This is a genomic window from Streptomyces sp. NPDC000075, from assembly GCF_040301925.1.
In the GTDB taxonomy this organism is placed as follows: Bacteria; Actinomycetota; Actinomycetes; order Streptomycetales; family Streptomycetaceae; genus Streptomyces; species Streptomyces polychromogenes.
In genome coordinates this window covers 1-17,444 of sequence record NZ_JBEPFL010000008.1, presented here as the reverse complement: position 1 = coordinate 17,444, position 17,444 = coordinate 1, and the positions used below count along the sequence as shown (strand labels likewise).

Here is a 17,444-nt window from a genome sequence, read left to right as displayed (position 1 = left end):
CAGGTGAGCCCCACCTCTCACTGGGACCGAGATCGGAACAGGCACTGAACTTGTTGTTTGACCTCAGGCCTCAGCAATCTCCGTCTGGGTTTGCGAGGTAGTAGCGACGTGTACGTTCGATGCCATGACCGCAGTGAAGTACCCACGACTGGCAGATGTCTTCCCGGAACTTGTTGCTGAGATCGTCCTGCTGCTTCGTGCTGAGGCCGATCCCCTGGCCGAGGTCATCGGTGACTTGCCGTACTACGGTCCGTGCACGTGCACACCCGCCTGCACCAACCTGCTGACCGCACCCTTGGGTTCATCGGGGTCTCAGATGGCGCAGCTGCAGCGGGACGGCGAGGACGTCATCTGGCTGAGCTTGGATCCGTCTGCGACGAGTGTCACAGACATCGAAGTGCTCGATGGACGTGATCTGGGCCCCGCCGCCCGCCTGCCGGGATGGTCGCTGCCGCCTGTTCCCGAGCCTGCTGAGCGAGCATGATTCGAGTCTTGCAGTACAGCCGTGGGCGTGATCACGGGCGTTACTGAGGCAGTGTGATCATCACCTAGGCCGTGAAGTTTCGTGTACTTGATGACGCCGCGCGCGTCGACTATCTGTCCGTGCTGTCCGGCTTCCGGTCAGCCTTCTACGACTGCCTGACCGCCCGCCCGGACGCATCGTTCGAGCTGACCGACGGCGTCCTGTGCACCGGCGGGCCGGTGCGGTCGCTGGTCGACCTCGCCCTGGCGCCCGGGCACTGCAGAGGTCACGGCTTGCTCTACGCCGGGCTGGATGGATGTCGCCCGATCACGCCGGGCCCTGGTCGACGTGCCGCTGCAGCGGGCGGCCGACGGCCGGCTGGTCCTGGCCATCGACGTCTCGCCCAGGGCCGCGAACGCGGAGAGGAAGAAAGCCCTCTTGAGCTGCTTGTTACCTCTCCAGAGGCCTGTTCGCCGCGTATCGGGGACCCGGAACTGCGGGTCGCGGGGGCGAGGCCGGCGTAGGCGGCGAGGTGGCCGGCGGTCGGGAAGGTGCTGCCGTCGCAGACCTCGATCAGGATCCGGGCTCCGGTCCTGACGACGATGCCTGGCATCGAGGTCAGGACCTTCGAAAGAGGGTGGGCCTCCAGGAGTTCCTCGATCCGTCCGGCCAGGAGTTCGCGCTGGTCGAGGACGGAGCTGCCCTCACTGGACCATCCGTGGGACGGGCCAGCCCACCCCAGTACAAGTTCGGAAGGAGTTGGCCGTGCAGAGTCCGGTGCTGGTGGTCGGCGGCACGGGGATGCTGGCCCCGGCCGTGGCCACGCTGGTGCGTGAGGGCCACACGACCGTGGTCGCGTCCCGAAGGCCCCCCAGGGCCGGAAACCCTGGGGACCCGGGGCGTCAACGGCGGTCTCCTGGTACCGGTGACCGCGGACTACACGGAGCCCGATTTATTCGCAGCGGCGCTGCGCGGTGCCGCCGCGCGCACGGGACCGTTCCGGCTGGCCGTGCTGTGGGTGCATGCCGAAGGGCGGCCGCACGCATACTCCGCCGTCGCCGACACGCTCTCAGACGACGCGCTCGTAGCGGAGGTCCTCGGAAGCAGGGCCGCAGCGCCCACCGCGCCACCGCCCCGAGCGCCCGAAGCCCTGAGCCGAAAGCGCCACCGCAGCGTCATCCTCGGATTCACCGGACAGGCGCCGGACACCCGGTGGCTCGGCCACAAGGAGATCAGCGAGGGCGTCCTGGCCGCGCTCCGTGATCCGCTGGACCGCCGACTCCACGTGGTCGGGCGGGTCCGCCCCTGGGAGGATCGGCCCTAGGGTCTGTCGTCAAAGTGATCTTGGGTTGTGGATCATGGTGTCGTGATACGTCGCCATGAACTGTCCGATGCCGAGTGGGAACTCGTGGAGCCGCTGCTGCCCCGGCCTGTTTTCGGGCGGCCGCGGCTGGATGACCGGACGGTCCTGAACGGGATCGTCTGGAAGTTCCGGACCGGGGTCGCCTGGCGGGACGTGCCTGAGCGGTACGGGTCGTGGGCCAGCCTCCACACGCGTTTCCGCCGGTGGGCGGCGGACGGGACCTTCGAGCGGATGCTTCAGGCAGCTCAGGCGCGAGCGGATGCCGCGGGCGATATCGAGTGGCTCGTGTCGGTCGACTCCACCGTCGTGCGTGCCCACCAGCACGCGGCCGGGGCCCGAAAAGGGGGCTCCGCGGCCCGGCCCTCGGCCGGTCCCGAGGTGGGCTGACCAGCAAGATCCACCTTGCCTGCGATGGAGTGGGCCGGCCGCTGGCCTTCGTCCTGACCGGCGGGAACACCAACGACTGCACCCAGTTCACCGCCGTGATGGACGCGATACGGGTGCCTCGCACAGGACCGGGCCGGCCGCGCAAGCGACCCGGCCACGTCATCGGCGACAAGGGCTACAGCTCGAAGGCGATCCGGACCTGGCTCCGACGCCGGGGCATCGCCCACACCATCCCGGAGCGGTCCGACCAGGTTGCCAACGGGCGCGGCGCGGCAGCCGAGGTGGCCGCCCGCCGGCTTTCGACCGTGAGGTCTACAAGCACCGCAACGTGGTGGAACGGTGTTTCAACCGGCTCAAGCAGTGGCGCGGCATCGCCACCAGGTACCGCCCAGTCCTACCAAGCAGCCGTCACCCTCGGATCGCTCCTGATGTGGGCGTGACACTTTGACGACAACTCCTAGGCGGAGAGCCGGCTGCGTCTGTGCGTCGCCCCGTCGGCACCCCTATGCCGTGTTTTCACCGGGTCGCCTTCAGACACCGTAGTACCCGTAGTACGGGTACGGTTACGTACCCCTCTGGACCCGGGACCGGCTGGCTTGCCGCCCTGGCGGCTGTGGAGGGCCTGTCGCTGCGCGCCTCCCTCGCGCGGCTCGCGGAATCCCTGCTCACCCCAGAGGAGCGAGCCGCGCGAGGTAGGCGCGCAGGCCCGGGCGGCGCTGAAGGAGTGGAATGGCTACGCGCCGACCTCGGCTGAGGAGCAGCATCTCGACAGCGAGCCGGACCGGCGCCTGGCCCAGGACGCCGCCCCGTGAGTGACGCCGTGACCGTGTACATCGTCACGGACGACACGGCGATGGCCGCAGCCGGCCAGGGCAACGTTCTCGCTTCCCGCCTCATCCACCGTGCCCATGCCCAAGCCGACTGGTACCTGTACGCCCCCACGTGCGCGCTCGTCGAAGCCGACCGGGTCCGGCCGTGCTCTCCGCGCGAGCGGAGGCAACCGGTGTACGAGCGACCCGCTCCCCCCAGCGGAGCCGTGGTCTGCGCCCGACCCGACCCCGCCGGGCGGCGCGTGCCGGCTCGTCAGAGTGCTGCTTCGATGAGCGCGACGGCGCGGGCGACGGCCTGGTCCGAGGTCAGTTCCGGCGTGGGCAGGTAGGAGTACGTGACGACTCGGCGGCCGTCGGCGGTGGCGAAGGCCCCGCTGGTGTACTGGGCCATGCTGCCGGTCTTGCCCCACACCCGGGTGCCGTCCGACAGTCGGGCCGTCATCAGGCCGGCCGCGCTGAACGGCAGCTTGGCGGTCCGGGCGAGCTCCGGCAGCTCGGTCAGCCGCGCCTGCTGGGCCGGCGGCAGCAGCCGGCCGCCCAGCAGGGCCTTCATGAACCGTTCCACGTCGGGGGCGTTGGAGATCATGCCGCCCTCGGCCCAGGCCCACGGCTCCTGCGGGGTTGGCTCGGCCAGCGACGGGGTCGGCATGGACGCGTCCCCGGCCCGGGGGACATAGGTGTGGTGTAGGCCGAGCGGGCGGGCGATGCGGCGCTGGACCTCGTCGGCGTAGGAGCGGCCGGTGACCTTCTCGATGGCCAGGCCGAGCAGGAAGTAGTTGCCGCCGTTGTACTGCTGGCGTGTGACGGGGTACTCCGGCGCGGGACAGCCCTCCTTCGTCCAGGCCGCCACCACCCCCTGCGGGGTCAGGCCCATGCCGTCCTTCAGCTCCCCGCAGGGCAGGCCCAGCCCGCTGGTGTGGCTGAGCAGCTGTCCGACGGTGATCGGGTGCCAGGCCGCCGGAACGAGGTCGGGCAGGACCTCGGCGATCGGGGTGTTCAGGCCGAGATGGCCCTCGGCGACCAGCTGGAGCACGACGGTGGACGTGAACATCTTCGTCATGCTGCCGATCCGGAAGGAGGCCGCCGGGTCCTGGGAGACGGGCCCCACCGCCTTCACCCACCGCGTGCCGGGGCCGGTCACCCGCACCATCGTGCCGTTCGCCTCGGGGCCCGGAGCCATCAGCTTCGCCAGCCCGGCCTCGTCCACCGGGTAGCGGTCGCCGACGGCGGCCGGCGCCGGGAGCAGGGCCCGGTCGCCGCCGGTGGCGGCCGAGGCGGGGAGGGCCGCGGCGGTGACGGTGGCGAGGGCCGCGCAGGCGGCGGCGAGGGGGAGCCAACGGGACTTGGGGGAGCAGGAGTTCACAAGGTTCGTCATACCGGCAAGCCTGCCGCCGCCAAGATCCCCAAGCCATGGGGGCGTACCCCCACCCGCCCCTGACCCGACCCCGACGACGCCCTGGGCCCGCACCCCGGGGCGGTGCCTCGCCGACTGGCCGGTTCACTGCGAGCTGAAGCCGAGTGCGCCCCCTGGAGCCGACCGGGCCATGGTGCGACGGCGTGTCCGCGGCCTGGCTCTCTCTCCCATCAGCAGCTGAGGAGAACATGCGCTCACCATCTTCCGGGCGGTCCTCGCCCCCCACCACGATGGACGCCGACGCCTACCGGGAGATCTGCTGGGGCGCCGGCCCGGACCTCGCGGAGTCCGGCGGCGGGCAGGCACTTCACGCCCGGATCCAACACGGTGCTGAAGAGGAGCTCGGGAACGCCGGCAGACGCTCGGTGCGCGCGGCGGTCGGCCGCCGAAGTTCGACAAGACCGATTACCACGAGCGCCTCGCGGTTGACTGCGGTATCAACCGCCTCAAGCGCCACCGCGCCGTCGTCACGCGGCACGACACGCTCGCCGTCCGCTACGAGGCGACCGTGCTGACAGCAGTGCTCAACGAGTGGCTGTGACCAGGGGGACCAGTCACGTTGCCGCCGCGTAACACCGGACCGCCACCTTCTGCTCCGGGCTCCACCGCTGTTCGACTGTGGCCAGCAACTGCCAGCCGAGCCGATCGTACAAAGCTGCCGCAGCAGTGTCGGAAGCCACCACATCGAGCACCGGATGCAAGCCGCGATCCTGTGCTTCTGTGGCAGCCCGCACCACCAGCAGCGCACCGATCCCGTGGCCACGAGCCCACGGAGCGACGAACAGACGGTTGACCACGGCGGTCGCGTCGATACTCACCCCTGCGCGAACGCTCCACAGCCCAGGTGCCGCGTCTCCTGCGTTGCTCAGGGACAGACCGATATGGCCGGCAATGCGGCCGTTCAGTTCCGCCACCCACGAGGCAATGAGCGAGGGCGGCGTGAGCCATGCCCCTGGGAGGCTCGGCCAGTTCACCGGATAGCCGTCTTGCTCATGGACCTCGGCCAGCACCCGCACACAGTCAGTGAGGTCGCGATCATTCCGCTGTCGGACACTGGGGGGTACGTCCGCGCCGGACACACTCTCGCTCTTCACCGCGGCATGGAAACACAGCCCCATGGCCCGTGACCAGCGACCTTCTGCAACACCCTTTAGGCTGACATGATGAAACGCTTAACCGGCGTGCCGGAGAGATTCGACCAGTCTGCACATCTGGCCCAGGTGAACGACTACGACAGTTTCGCCGAGGCGTACTCGGCGGAGAACGAGAACAGCCTCGTGAACGCGTACTATGAGCGGCCGGCGATGTTGGCCCTCGCCGGAGACGTGGCCGGCCGGCGGATCCTGGACGCCGGTTGCGGCTCGGGTCCCCTGTCCGCCGCACTGCGCGGCCGTGGTGCGGTCGTCACCGGCATCGACGTCAGCGCCGGGATGCTGGCGCTGGCCCGGCGGCGGCTCGGTGATGACGTAGCCCTGCACGTGGCCGACCTGAGCGACCCTCTGCCGTTCGCCGATGGTGCGTTCGATGACGTGGTCGCGTCGTTGGTGCTGCACTACCTGGAGGACTGGGGGCCGACGCTTGCCGAGTTGCGGCGCGTGCTCAGGCCCGGGGGCCGGCTGCTCGCGTCGGTGGAGCACCCTTTCGTGGCCTACACGTTCCAGGACCCTCGGCCGGACTACTTCGCGACCACCAGCTATACCTTCGACTGGCCGTTCAACGGGCAGTCCGTGCCGATGAGGTTCTGGCGCAAGCCGCTGCACGCCATGACCGATGCCTTCACCACCGCTGGATTCCGCCTCTCTGTCATCAGCGAGCCGCAGCCCGACCCGGCCGCCCGTGAGCTGTTCCCCGATGACTTCGATGGTCTTTCGACCAGGCCCTGCTTCCTGTTCTTCGTCGTCGAGGTACCGCCGTCGGCCTCCGGCTCGGGATGAGATGCTGACAGGCCGCTCCGGTCCATGCGAGGGTCTATGAGCCGGAAGGCGGGGTTGGCGGTCGTGCGCCGGTGACCGTGGTCAGTCCCGCTGGGCTTCGCATGAGGCGGGCTGGTCGGTCCGGCGGGTGATTTGCCGGGTCATCAGCGTGATCGGGGTCCAGGTGATGGCGACTCGGACCGTGCCGATATTGCGTGTGCGGGCTAGCGCCGGTGCTCGGAGCGATCCGGGGCGGTACCACCGGGCCGCCCAGCGCCAGGCGCGTCTGCGTACGGGCGGCGAGGTTTCACCTGACTGGGCAGGGCGGTTCACTGGTGAAACGACTCTCCACATGCGCTACAGCACCCCGTCTGCGGGTGCCGGCTCGACGGGACGGGGGAGCGGGACGGCGAGTTCCCAGGCCTCGTCCTCCGGCGCCGGAGGTGCACACCCTCCGGGCCGTGCGAGTGTTCCTGGCGGGGGCCACGGTCTGGGCGGGGCTGGCGCTGCTCCTGGCAGTCGTGGGGCGGCTTGAGCGGCTATGCAGCGCAGGTGACCCGTTCCTGGCGGGCGTGTGGTTCCCGGTCCGCACCTGGCGGCCCGAAGTCGTTGGACGCGCCCTGTTCGGGGCGGCGAAGGCTCGGTAGGGTCCCGCACATGGCTGGGATCGACGCAGATGAGCTGCTGAGGCGAATCCGTGCGGCGCGGGACCGGGCTGCTGCGGAGGACGAACGGCTGCATGCCGCCAGCACGGCCGGAGGATCCGACGGCCAACGGCTCGTCCGCGACTGATACATGATTCTGTCGGGACCAGCGGAAAGGCCGCACATCGTCGATGCCGCAATGGAGGCCTACTCCCCTCAGCCACGCACCGGTCTGCATCCGCCTAGACGCCGAACGCGCCGCCCTCCACGACGGGTGCACGACTGTGGCATCTGTCCGTTCACGCGATCGTCCTCGACCCGACGGGGGCACGGCGCTGCGCGCGGTGGCCGCCGGCCGACGTCCGACCCGGCTTCAGTCGGACACCGCGCAGGAACGCGCGTGCTGGACGCAGGCGCCGCCCGCCTCCTGGCTGGGCGGCCGTGAGGCAGGCAGACGCTCGCACACAGGCGGGCAGACAGCCGGGGCAATTCGGCCCCCGCCTCCCGCACTGGGCAGCCGCCGTGGCCCTGAAGGACGTCGTACGGGAGACCAGCCGCTGCAGTGGCCGGTCAGTCTGCGACGCCCCGGTCCTTGGGCGACCGTACGGCCCATACGGGCGCATGCCACCTGAGTAGACGTACTCATGCCAAGCCGGTCATCGCACTCATCCGCCGAGCACCCGTGCCTGCTTAAGGTGCGCTCATGCCCGACGAGACCCTGCCCCACCCCACCGCCACCTCGGACGCGCCCAAGTCGAAGGCCTCTTCGCGCACACCCGGAATTCTTGGCTGCGGCGGGGCCGTGCTCATCGGTGTGCTCCTTGTGGTCTGCATGCTCGCGTGGAGCGCATCAGCGTCGAAGGACTTTCCCCGCGTCGCGCCCGAGGAGATGGCGGACCGTGCCCTCCAGCGTTCCCAGGAGGCCTACACCGTTCTGGGCTTCACCCGCACCATCAGCCCGGGAGTCGAAAAGACCGGAGTCAGCACGGAGAACACACTCGGTTCCGAATACTGCTACGACGGCGGGCTGCTGGGGCTGGACGACAAGACCATCGACGGCGCCTACTCCATGAGCCACAGCTGGGCACTCGACCACGTGCCGGCCAACCAGGCTGTCCCCGGCCTCCGCCGACTACACCAGTACCTCAAGAGCAAGGGCTGGGAGGTCACCTCCTACAGCGAAGGCAAGCAGGGCGGATCCTGGGAGATGTTCGTCCAGCGGGACGACGCCACCGAGCGGATGTCCTTCACGTGGTACCCGGACCGCGAGTACTTCACCGGCAGTGCCTCCGTGCCCTGCGCGTACGACCCGGAGTGGAAGCACGGCGATGCTGGCACTCCAGGTGACAATCAGAGGCCCCCCGCCTTCGGCCCCCGGTGATCTGACCTGCGGACGAACGGGCCGTGGCCAGGACGGTGATGTCCGGGATGTACCGGGCGCAGGCCTGGTAGACCTCGGGCGCTGGGTGGCGGTGCCGGCCAGGGAGTGGTCCGCTTCGTGGACCCGGGGCACGGGCGAGTGTGACGGCGACGCTCACGGGCGCGGAGACGTCGGAGCCCAACTTGCCCATACGCAGTTCCTCCGGCTCGCAGCGGCAGAGCACGTTGCGGGTCCGGGACTCGGCCGGTCCTCCGGATCGTCGTCGTGAGAGTACCAACGTGTCGTATCCGGTGGTGATGCCGCGCCATTGCTTGAGGCGGTTGAAGCACCGTTCCAGGACGTTGCGGCGCTCGTAGACCTGCTGGTCGAAGACCGGCGGGCGGCCGCCTCGGGTGCCGCGCCGGGGCCGGTAGCGGACCTGATCGGGCCGCTCCGGGATGGTGTGGGCGATGCCCCGGCGTCGAATCCGGGTCCGGATCGCCTTCGAGCGGTAGCCCTTGTCGCCGATGACGTGGCCGTGCCGCTTGCGCGGTCGGCCCGGTCCCGTTCGGGGCACCCGTATCGCGTCCAACACGGCGGTTAACTGGGTGCGGTCGTTGGTGTTCCCGCGTTCGAATGCAGCGGCCTGTCTGCCGTCGCGGCGCCAGGACGGAACGCGGCCTCAACCGGACGTGCGCCGACCGCGTCGATGTTAGCCGCCGGAGCTGCCCGGGAGCGTGACGCTCCGGGATTTCACCCGGCCGCGAACCAGATCGAGCCACTCTCCCAGGCGCTGAATTCCGGGCTGGCCGGGGGAGTTCAAGAATCGTTTCGCTCAGCATCACCACAGGTCAGGGCCACCCGGTTGTGGATGGCAGATGACGGCAGGGCGGGCCGGGGATGACCGGATCCCGGTGCTGGCGGCCCCGGACTGTCAGTGGTGTGGGCGAGGGTCCGTCCGCGGAGCACAGCCACACCACATGGAAGGAGACGGTTCTGTCGACGCGTCATGCAACCCCCAGGCGAACGACGGCCATCGCGCTTCCCTGCTCGCACTCCGTGAGTCACGGCCACCACATACGGAGGCCCGGCCCGGAGATGCCACAGGGCGGGCGGCGTCACTCGGAGAGGGCCTCGCCCCTGCCTCAGCGCGTCTCGCGGGCGCAGCAGGTGCAGAGGGCCCCGCAAGCCCGCGCTCGGGTAGGACCACGGCGGCCATCCCTCGAACGAAGGAGCTCAAACCGCATATCTCAGGCAGCAGTTGCACCGCGCGCGGCCATCGCAGTCACGTTCGATCGATTCATCTTTCCAGGGGTCGTGACGGCAGTCGAGCCGCGACGTTTCTAGAGCACCCGTGCTAACCAAAGGTCCAAACGGAGGACGTCATGCTTCACCGATCTGTATCCATGCACGCTCCCCTCGCATTCGAACGGCCTCTGGATCAGGGGCTGGCCGCTGTCGGGCCACGACGGGAAGCCAGGTGGACGGCATGAGTGCGTCCGCCGAGGCGGCGTCGGGCTCCGTGCCCGGGCCGCGGCCCGCGCCGCTGCTCCTTCCCCCTGCGGCAGGGCCCACCGCGTCGCAGGACGCGGACGTGACCGAGGGGCTGGAGGAGGCGTACTGGTCGGTGCACGACGGCGCCGCCGCGAGCGCCACGGTGCCCCAGGTCCTGGCCCGTCTGCCCAAGATCACGTTACTGATCGGGCGGCTCGCCTGGCAGGCGGACCGCCGTTCCACCCTCACGGCCGTCGTCTGCCAGCTGGGCTCGGCGGCCATGGCCGCCTTCGGCCTGGTCGCCTCGGTGCACGTCCTCCAGCACCTGTTCGCCGCCGGCCCCACCCCCGACCGCGTACGCGCGGCTCTTCCTCAGATCCTGCTCGTGGCGGGATTCCTCTCCGCTCGCGCCCTGCTCGAAGCGGCCGTCGCGGTGGCCCAGGCGCGCGTCACGCCCAAGATCCGTACCGAGCTCGAGTGCGAGTTCCTGCGCCTCACCGCCCATGTGCGTCTCGAAGCCGTGGAGGACCCCGACTGGCACGACGAGGTGTACCGCGCGAACGACCGCGGGCTCTTCTACGCCCGGATGATCGTCGGGCAGGTCGTCTCGCTCCTCTCCGCCGTCCTCGGCCTCATCGGCAGCGCCGGGGTCGTCAGCGTCCTGCACCCCGCCCTCCTGCCCCTCCTCCTGCTTTCCGTCCTGCCGGTCGGCGCGGCCGCCGTGGGCAACGCGCGGGCCCGGTTCCGGTCCTTCAAACGCTGGAACGCCCTGCAGCGCCGCGTCCGGGTGTTCTCCTGGCTGCTGCTCGACGTGGACGCGGCCGCCGAGCTGCGCTCTGACGCCGTCCAGGACGCGCTGCTGGACGAGCACCACCGCCTGACCGTCAGGATCGCCGAGGAGGACACCCGGCTCGGTGTCGGCTCCGCCGCGCTCGACCTCGCCGGCCGGACGGTGGGCGGCATCGGCACCGGCATCACGTACGCGGCGCTGGCCGCCATGCTGATCGCCGGCTGGCTCCCCCTGGCAGCCGGAGCGGGCGCGGTCCTGGCCATCCAGGCGGGCCGCGCCTCGCTCACCCGGCTCGTCGAAGTCGGCCACCTCGTCTACGAGCACGCCCTGTGGGTCGACGACCTCCTCGCCGTCCAGGAACGCTGCCGCGGCCTGCTGTCCCGGACGTCCGCGGTGCAGGCGCCGGGGCGGGTCGAGGAGATCGCCGTCCAGGACGTCCGCTTCACGTACCCCGGCAAGGACGTCCCCGCCCTGGACGGGATCTCCTTCACCCTCCGGGCCGGGGAGACGGTCGCGTTCGTAGGACTGAACGGCTCGGGGAAGTCCACGTGCGCCAAACTCCTGGCGGGCCTGTACGAAGCCCAGCACGGCAGCGTCCGCTGGGACGGCGTCGACGTCCGCGACATGGACGCGCAGTCCGTGCACCGGCGGGTTGCCTGCGTGCTGCAGGATCCCGTGCGGTTCCCCTTCAGCGCGCTGGCGAACGTCACCGCCGGCGCCGGCACCCTCACCGACGTCGTCCCCGAGCGGGCGATGGCCGCGGCCCGCGCTGCCGGGGCGGACCGGGTCGTCGCCGCGCTGCCGGGGCAGTGGGACGCGGTGCTGTCGAAGCGGTTCAAGGACGGACAGCAGCTGTCCGGCGGCCAGTGGGCGAAGATCGCCGTGGCCCGGGGCCTGTACCAGGAGGCGGTGCTCCTCCTCCTGGACGAGCCGACCGCCAGCATGGACCCGCCGTCCGAGCACGCCGTGTACGAGGCGGTGCTCCGCGGCCGGCTGCGCCCGGACCAGATCACGGTGCTCGTCTCCCACCGGCTGGCCAGTGTCGTCGCCTGCGACCGGATCCTCGTCTTCGACGGCGGCCGCATCGTCGAGTCCGGATCCCACGCCGAGCTGATGTGCCTGGACGGTGACTACGCCGCGATGTTCACCCTCCAGGCCAGCGGCTACCGGACGGACGCCGCCGAAGCCGGTGAGGCGACCCCGTGACCGCCGCCCCCAGGCCACCACACCACCACACCCCTCCACCCGTACCGAACCCGGAGCCCAAGATGCACGACACCCTCTCCACCGAGCCCCAGGGAACGGCCGCGTTACTCGTCAGCTCGGACGGGCAGTACCTGCTCCACCTCAGGGACGCCAACAAGCCGTGGATCTGCGACCCAGGGACCTGGTCGATCCCGGGCGGCAACCGCGAGGGGCAGGAGTCCTCCCAAGAGGCCGTGGAACGGGAGCTGCTGGAGGAGACCGGGCTGTCCGTCCCGCTCACACCGTTCACCGTGGTCGACGCCCACGGCCCCGACGGCGGCACCGGGCGGATCCGGGTCTACCTGGGCGCCTGGGACGGTGACGCCGACGCCCTGCCGTGCCACGAAGGCATCATGTTCCGCTGGTTCGACGCGGCGAAGACCCGGTGGCTGACGATGTGCCCCTGGACCGCCGAGGTCATCGCCCTCCACCAGCGCAGCACCCCCGTCCCCACCCCGCAGACCGAAGAACGGTCTGCGGGGGCCGGGGGCGGCCGGCCCCGCCCGAACACGGTCGGCGTCCACCTCTTCCTCCAACGGGAGGACGGCACCGTCCTGTTCGGGCTGCGCCACCCCGACTGCGCGTTCGCCCCCTCGACGTTCCAGCTGCTCTCCGGGCACTGCGAGCAGGAGGCGGCGGTCGCCTGCGCGGTACGGGAAGCGCAGGAGGAGGCCGGGCTGCTCATCGACCCTGCGGACGTCGAGCTGGTCCACGTCCTGCACATGGTGGACGCCCCGGGGTCCCAGCCGATGGTGGGGTTCTACTTCCGCGTCCGGACCTGGCGGGGTACGCCCGTCGTGCGGGAGCCGGACCGCTGCGTGTACTGGACCTGGGCGCCGGCCGACAACCCTCCACAGCCACTGGTCCCCTACACCGCGGCCGCCCTCGCCGGCATCCGGGCAGGCCGTCTGTACACGGAGCTCGGCTGGTCCTGACCCACCCCGCAACCTTTCGCGCTTCGCCCAGCTCAGGAGCTGCCCGTGCCCAGATCCCCCCTTGCCGACCGCCTCCGGCCACCCCGCGCCCGCGGTGGCGGCGACGGACGGGGCCCGCGCGGGGATGGTCGCTCGCCTGGACACCGCCGGGGAAACCCGGCCGGGTCCCGTGCGTGACGCGCTGCTGCGGCCCGGCCCGGTCGTAGGCTGCCCGGGGGCCTTCGCGGGCCGCCGCAGACCAGGACAGGAACCGGAACCGGGGGATCACGTGGAGCTGCGCCAGTTGCGGTGCTTCGTCGCCGTCGCGGAGGAGTTGCACTTCGGACGGGCCGCCGACCGGTTGATGCTCGGCCAGCCGGCGGTGAGCCAGCAGGTGCGCCGGCTGGAGCGGGAGTTGAAGGTGGAGCTGTTCGACCGTTCGCCGCGGTATGTCCGGCTCACCGCGTCCGGCGAACGGTTCCTGCCGGCCGCCCGGGAGGTGCTGGCCGCCGAGCGGGCCGCCGTGGCGCTGGCCGTCGAACTGGCCGCTCCCGGTGCCCGGACGTTCGGGCTCGGAACCATCACCGGGCTCGGCGAGCGGCTCGACCGGATCCTCGACGCCTACCAACGGCACGCACCCGAGGTCCGCGTGGAACTGCACTCGGCCCCGGTGCAGGATCGGCTCGCCAGGCTCGCGGACGGTTGCCTCGACGCGGCCTTCGTCCGCGGCGAGATTCCCGCAGGCACCGATGACGTGCGCTTCCTGCCGCTGCCGGCCGACGAGTTGATGGTCGCGCTGCCCGCCCGCCACCCGCTCGCGGAGCGTGCCGAGCTCGACCTTGGGGACCTCGCCGAGCTGCCGCTGCGGCTCACCGAGCGCCGCAACCATCCGGCGCTGGTCGACCTGGTGCTCACCGCCTGCCACCGGGCCGGCTTCCAGCCCGTCCCCGGCCCTGCGTCCAGCACCCTGCAGGACACGCTCGCCGCGATCGGCACCGGCACCCCGATGTGGACGGTGGTCTACGCGGCCAACGCCCGCCTGACCAGCCATCCGCGGATCGCCTTCCGGCCGCTGCGGGACCGGGTGCTGGCCCTGCCGCTGGCGCTCGGGGTGCGCCGCAGCGTGCCGCACCCGGAGCTGCTGGTCGCGGCCTGCCGGGGGCGGGCCGCGCACGATCACGAATCGTGATCGCTGCCAGAGCGAAGCTCGTCTGGTTCGCCGCCGGGCTCTGCGGTGGACTGTTCCCAGAGCGCGGACCGGACATCAGGAGCCGGATGGCGCAGCCAGTTTGAGGAGCAGACCATGCCGATCGTCACCGTCCAGCAGGGCCCCCGCAGCATCGAGCTCAAGCGCGAGCTGGTCGCGCGGATCACCGATGCCTTCGTGGACACCCTGGCAGCTGCCCGCCGAGACCGTCCAGGTCTGGATCCACGAGGTCCCCGCCGACAGCTGGGCGGCCGCGGGCAAGCTCACCGCCGACCGGTAGCGGCCGCGCGGACGCCCCACAACGCAACCAACGAGCAGAACCTGAACGGGCACCGGGCGCGGGCTGTTCACCCCGGTCGGCCCGGGCGGCACGGTGGTGGTCCGGACCCGTCGCGAGGTGCTGGTCCAGGACCGGTGGCCGGACCTGGTGGCGGCCCCGGCCGAGCAGCGGGCGCCCTGCCAACGCGTCCTCGATGGCGAGCTGGTCGTCCGGGACACCGAGGAGGGCCGGCTGTCGTCTACGGTGTTGCGGCGCCGTGCTGCGGCCGGCGCGCGGTGCCTCGACCCTCGCCGCCCGGTGGCCGGCCGCCTACTTCGTTGCCTCCGACCTTTACAGCAGGGCTGCGAGGAGATCTGTGACGGCCTTACAGGGACCGCAGGACTGAACCGGAGAAGTTTGCTCACCCACTACGCCCTGACGGCCCCGTGGAGACCTGGACCGACGTGTCCGGGGTCGAGGGCCTGGTCATCAAGCCCCTGAACAGGCAATATCTGGCGGTCCTTCGCCCGCTGCGGTTCCAGCGATCCGCCTGGACATGACCGCAGGCGGCGTACCGCCGTTCGGGGCGGGGTCCACGGTGGCGGCCGGCTGACCGCTTCACGGCGGCGGGCGTCGCCGGCAGGCGCGTGCGAGGGGCCGCCTTCGCGGGCGGTGGTGGAGGCCGTCGTCCATGTCGTCGTAACCGTCACGGATCGCGGGGTGTCAGTACCGTCGGCCCTGTTCGCGTAGTCGGCGGTTGCGGGCCGCTCGTCGCCGGGCTTCCTCTTTGCGCGCCCGCTCGGCTTGTGCGCGGGCGTGCTCGGCCGCTGCCTGTTTCCGCTCCGCCTCCGCTCGGGCTGGTTGCTGGGCCTCGGTGTCCGGGTCCTCCGCGGCAGGCGAGGCATGGGAGTGGGTCTCCTCGTCGGGCGGGGGAGGCGAGGTGTCCGTCCGCCACGTCTGTCCGCCGGATCCCGGCATCTCCTGCTGGGCTCGCGTGTACGGCCCGAGAGGAAACGGTTCGCCTGGACTTGCGGCTCGGTTGCCGGCGATCCACCCGCGCAGCGCGGCGCAGGCGATCAGCGGCCCGAGGAGCAGTGCGAGTAGCCACAGCGTGAGGACCGTGGACCAGAGGGTGCCGTGGGGCCGGGGGCCCGGCAGGAGCGGTACCAGCAGGATCAGCAGCACGCACAGAGCCAGCCAGGTGGCGATGACCACGGCCGCCGCCCGGGCGGCAGCAGCCACACGCCCCATGGCTCCCCCTCCCGGCGCTACCGATCTGCGGTGTCGGCGCTCACACCCGAGCGCCTGCCGTTGGAGTACCCCTAATGCGGCCCACACACACTGTCGCCCCTCGCGGCATGCCGCATGCCGCATGCCGGACCACGCCGCCGCCCCCCTCGGCCTCGGCCCGCCGGCGGGCACGGATCAGCGGCTTGCCAGCGGGCCCGCACGAGTTCGGCGATCTTCTGCTTTTCATGAAGCGCGGCGTCAGCGCGAGTACTCGTGTGGGTCGGTGCAGTCCTGAGTCCGGGTACTGGCCACACCTTCCGGGGTGCGGGCCGTCGGCCCCGTCGTCGTACAGGGATCATGTGCGGCTGGCGTGCGTGCCGGGTACGGGCGGGGAGTACCGCCGGACGGCCGGTGTGCGTTTCACGGCCTGGTTCGGCCGGGCACGGGCCGCGGCGGCCCCCTTCGGTGACCACGGCCTAGTCCTCGTCGCCGCGCCCCTCCTACCCCGGCTCCTGCTCGTGCTGCTCGGCTTCAAGGTCCTCCGCACATCGGCCACGGTGGTGGGGCCGTTGGGGGCGTCGAAGGACCTGCGTGTAGGAGGTGTCGCCGAGGCCGCTTCACCGGCCTCCGGTGTGCTGCGGGCTTTGCACCTCAGGAGTAGAAGCCTGTCCAGTACTCACTGGGCGGCTTGTCGAAGGCGTCTGGCCGTTCAAGCTGGAGGGCTTCATATCGCGCGTGGACGGCGAGGAACGCTTCTTGGAGCGAACAGTCGAGGTGCGCTCGGAGCGCCTTGATGCCTGGCAGGATGCGGCCGGCCAGGATGTCGTCGTCGGCTGGGGTGCCGAGGTCCGGGGCTTTCTCGTTCATGCGAGCAAGATCCCACGTCGTCATCGTCAAGCGCTGCTGAGATTCAGGATGGCGGGTGCCGACGGGTCGGCCCTGGCCCGTGGGGCGGCTGCCAAGAGCGGCCGAGGGTGACCATCGCGGACCGCCCGAGAGCCGTGATGAGGAGGGGATGTGGGCGGGGGTGTTCTCGTCGCGGATCAGGGCGCGCTTGGTATCGGGGTCGAGGACGGTCCAGGAGCTGGTGTGAATGGGTGGCGTGGTGCCAGCGCTGATTGTCAGCGGGTGACCGTGCTCGCTTACGACGGTCGCCGACTGCTCCTGGCGGATGGCAGGTTGTGCCATGGGTGTCCGCAGGCGTTTTTGCAGCGGGCCTGTCTGCGGCGGGTGTCGGCGATGGCGAATACCGAGACGAGGACTCGGAATGCTTTGACGTGTTCGTCGGCGGGGAGGCCGGAGAACCCGTAGCGGGGTGGGTCCATGCAGATCATCACCGAGGGGTTGGCGGTGGCTTTCACCCCGGACCGTGCCACGCCCGCGCGGCCGTCCGCGGCCCTGATGTGTGCCTGCATCGCGTAGCCGCCGACTTGGTGCAGTACTTCCCGCCGGCTTGCCGGGGAGAGAGCGGAGAACCAGGCCACCCCGTCGTCCAGGGTTCGGAGCTCCTGGGCGATCTCGTTGACGACCAGCTCGGTTTGGACCTGGCCGTCCGTACTGCTCGTTGCGGTCATGTCGTGATCATTCCACGTTGTTCACCCGGGTCCGGCTCGATGACCCCGATCTGGCCCCGGCCGACGTGCCCCGCACATGTCGCAGAGGTCGGGAAGGTCCTCGCTCGTTTTCGTCGCGTCATTCACTGGAACCTCTTTCGCCGCGACGGCGGGGCAGCCGGCACAGCCTCGCCCACGGCACCGGGCACCCCTCTTCATTACGCCACCAGCGGCATGCCCCAGCCCATCAGAGCGGCCGTGTGGTGGGCCTGTCCTCACACCTGGGGGTGTCACGTTTGACGCGGCTGCGCTGTCTTCATTTTCGGAAGCGAGAGAAGGGATCGTGAGGATGAAGGTCGTCATCGTGTGTGCCTCCGT

Annotated in this window: 13 protein-coding genes and 6 pseudogenes; 12 read left to right on the top strand and 7 right to left on the bottom strand. The window is 70.7% G+C overall.

Going from position 1 to position 17,444, the window contains the following annotated elements; translation table 11 throughout:
- Positions 1-124: 124 nt before the first annotated feature.
- Positions 125-484, top strand: a complete 360-nt coding sequence (locus ABT403_RS11990) for a hypothetical protein (RefSeq protein ID WP_344158892.1) — start codon at positions 125-127, stop codon at positions 482-484.
- A 113-nt stretch (positions 485-597) separates the two neighbouring features.
- Positions 598-865: pseudogene (locus ABT403_RS11985) on the top strand (transposase); the annotation flags it as partial.
- Positions 866-867: 2 nt separating this feature from the next.
- On the opposite strand, the pseudogene ABT403_RS11980 reads toward ABT403_RS11985, so the two are convergent.
- A pseudogene (locus ABT403_RS11980) lies at positions 868-1,148 on the bottom strand (IS110 family transposase); the annotation flags it as partial.
- Positions 1,149-1,388: 240 nt separating this feature from the next.
- On the opposite strand from ABT403_RS11980, the gene ABT403_RS11975 reads away from it, so the two are divergent.
- The 3 genes and pseudogenes from ABT403_RS11975 (at position 1,389) to ABT403_RS11965 (ending at position 3,025) form a co-directional block, all read left to right on the top strand.
- The gene (locus ABT403_RS11975; RefSeq protein WP_344158894.1) at positions 1,389-1,787 is read left to right on the top strand and encodes a Rossmann-fold NAD(P)-binding domain-containing protein; all 399 of its coding nucleotides are present in this window, start codon (positions 1,389-1,391) and stop codon (positions 1,785-1,787) included.
- A gap of 45 nt (positions 1,788-1,832) precedes the next feature.
- Positions 1,833-2,653 (top strand): annotated as a pseudogene (locus ABT403_RS11970) (IS5 family transposase).
- Positions 2,654-2,718: 65 nt separating this feature from the next.
- A pseudogene (locus ABT403_RS11965) lies at positions 2,719-3,025 on the top strand (hypothetical protein).
- Between the two features lie 271 nt (positions 3,026-3,296).
- On the opposite strand, the gene ABT403_RS11960 reads toward ABT403_RS11965, so the two are convergent.
- Positions 3,297-4,418: a serine hydrolase domain-containing protein gene (locus ABT403_RS11960; protein WP_344162393.1), complete on the bottom strand. Its 1,122-nt coding sequence runs from the start codon at positions 4,416-4,418 to the stop codon at positions 3,297-3,299.
- A 391-nt stretch (positions 4,419-4,809) separates the two neighbouring features.
- Between ABT403_RS11960 and ABT403_RS39020 the strand changes: the two are divergent.
- Positions 4,810-4,998 (top strand): annotated as a pseudogene (locus ABT403_RS39020) (IS5 family transposase); the annotation flags it as partial.
- A 13-nt stretch (positions 4,999-5,011) separates the two neighbouring features.
- Here the strand turns inward: ABT403_RS39020 and ABT403_RS11955 are convergent.
- Positions 5,012-5,467: a GNAT family N-acetyltransferase gene (locus tag ABT403_RS11955; protein ID WP_344162397.1), complete on the bottom strand. Its 456-nt coding sequence runs from the start codon at positions 5,465-5,467 to the stop codon at positions 5,012-5,014.
- Between the two features lie 153 nt (positions 5,468-5,620).
- Here ABT403_RS11955 and ABT403_RS11950 point away from each other — a divergent pair, with 153 nt between their 5' ends.
- Both ABT403_RS11950 and ABT403_RS11945 read left to right on the top strand, forming a co-directional pair.
- Positions 5,621-6,391, top strand: a complete 771-nt coding sequence (locus tag ABT403_RS11950) for a class I SAM-dependent methyltransferase (protein WP_344162400.1) — start codon at positions 5,621-5,623, stop codon at positions 6,389-6,391.
- Between the two features lie 1,326 nt (positions 6,392-7,717).
- Positions 7,718-8,395 carry a hypothetical protein gene (locus ABT403_RS11945; RefSeq protein ID WP_344162403.1) on the top strand — a complete coding sequence of 226 codons (678 nt, stop codon included), beginning with the start codon at positions 7,718-7,720 and terminating at the stop codon, positions 8,393-8,395.
- Here ABT403_RS11945 and ABT403_RS11940 read toward each other — a convergent pair.
- Positions 8,289-8,999, bottom strand: a pseudogene (locus ABT403_RS11940) (transposase); the annotation flags it as partial. The gene ABT403_RS11945 and the pseudogene ABT403_RS11940 overlap by 107 nt on opposite strands.
- An 864-nt stretch (positions 9,000-9,863) precedes the next feature.
- On the opposite strand from ABT403_RS11940, the gene ABT403_RS11935 reads away from it, so the two are divergent.
- The 4 genes from ABT403_RS11935 (at position 9,864) to ABT403_RS11920 (ending at position 14,304) form a co-directional block, all read left to right on the top strand.
- Positions 9,864-11,864 carry an ATP-binding cassette domain-containing protein gene (locus ABT403_RS11935; RefSeq protein ID WP_344162406.1) on the top strand — a complete coding sequence of 667 codons (2,001 nt, stop codon included), beginning with the start codon at positions 9,864-9,866 and terminating at the stop codon, positions 11,862-11,864.
- Positions 11,865-11,926: 62 nt separating this feature from the next.
- Positions 11,927-12,838 carry an NUDIX hydrolase gene (locus tag ABT403_RS11930; protein WP_344162409.1) on the top strand — a complete coding sequence of 304 codons (912 nt, stop codon included), beginning with the start codon at positions 11,927-11,929 and terminating at the stop codon, positions 12,836-12,838.
- Between the two features lie 268 nt (positions 12,839-13,106).
- A complete protein-coding gene (locus tag ABT403_RS11925; RefSeq protein ID WP_425580232.1) occupies positions 13,107-14,006 on the top strand; it encodes a LysR family transcriptional regulator in 900 nt (299 codons plus the stop codon).
- Between the two features lie 187 nt (positions 14,007-14,193).
- A complete protein-coding gene (locus tag ABT403_RS11920) occupies positions 14,194-14,304 on the top strand; it encodes a tautomerase family protein (protein WP_344162415.1) in 111 nt (36 codons plus the stop codon).
- A 702-nt stretch (positions 14,305-15,006) separates the two neighbouring features.
- Here ABT403_RS11920 and ABT403_RS11915 read toward each other — a convergent pair.
- From ABT403_RS11915 to ABT403_RS11905, 3 genes are all read right to left on the bottom strand, one after another.
- The gene (locus ABT403_RS11915) at positions 15,007-15,525 is read right to left on the bottom strand and encodes a hypothetical protein (RefSeq protein WP_344162418.1); all 519 of its coding nucleotides are present in this window, start codon (positions 15,523-15,525) and stop codon (positions 15,007-15,009) included.
- A 639-nt stretch (positions 15,526-16,164) separates the two neighbouring features.
- Positions 16,165-16,380: a hypothetical protein gene (locus ABT403_RS11910; protein WP_344162421.1), complete on the bottom strand. Its 216-nt coding sequence runs from the start codon at positions 16,378-16,380 to the stop codon at positions 16,165-16,167.
- A 275-nt stretch (positions 16,381-16,655) separates the two neighbouring features.
- Positions 16,656-17,087, bottom strand: coding sequence for a DUF5958 family protein (locus ABT403_RS11905; protein WP_344162424.1), 432 nt, complete (start codon positions 17,085-17,087; stop codon positions 16,656-16,658).
- Positions 17,088-17,444: the final 357 nt, after the last annotated feature.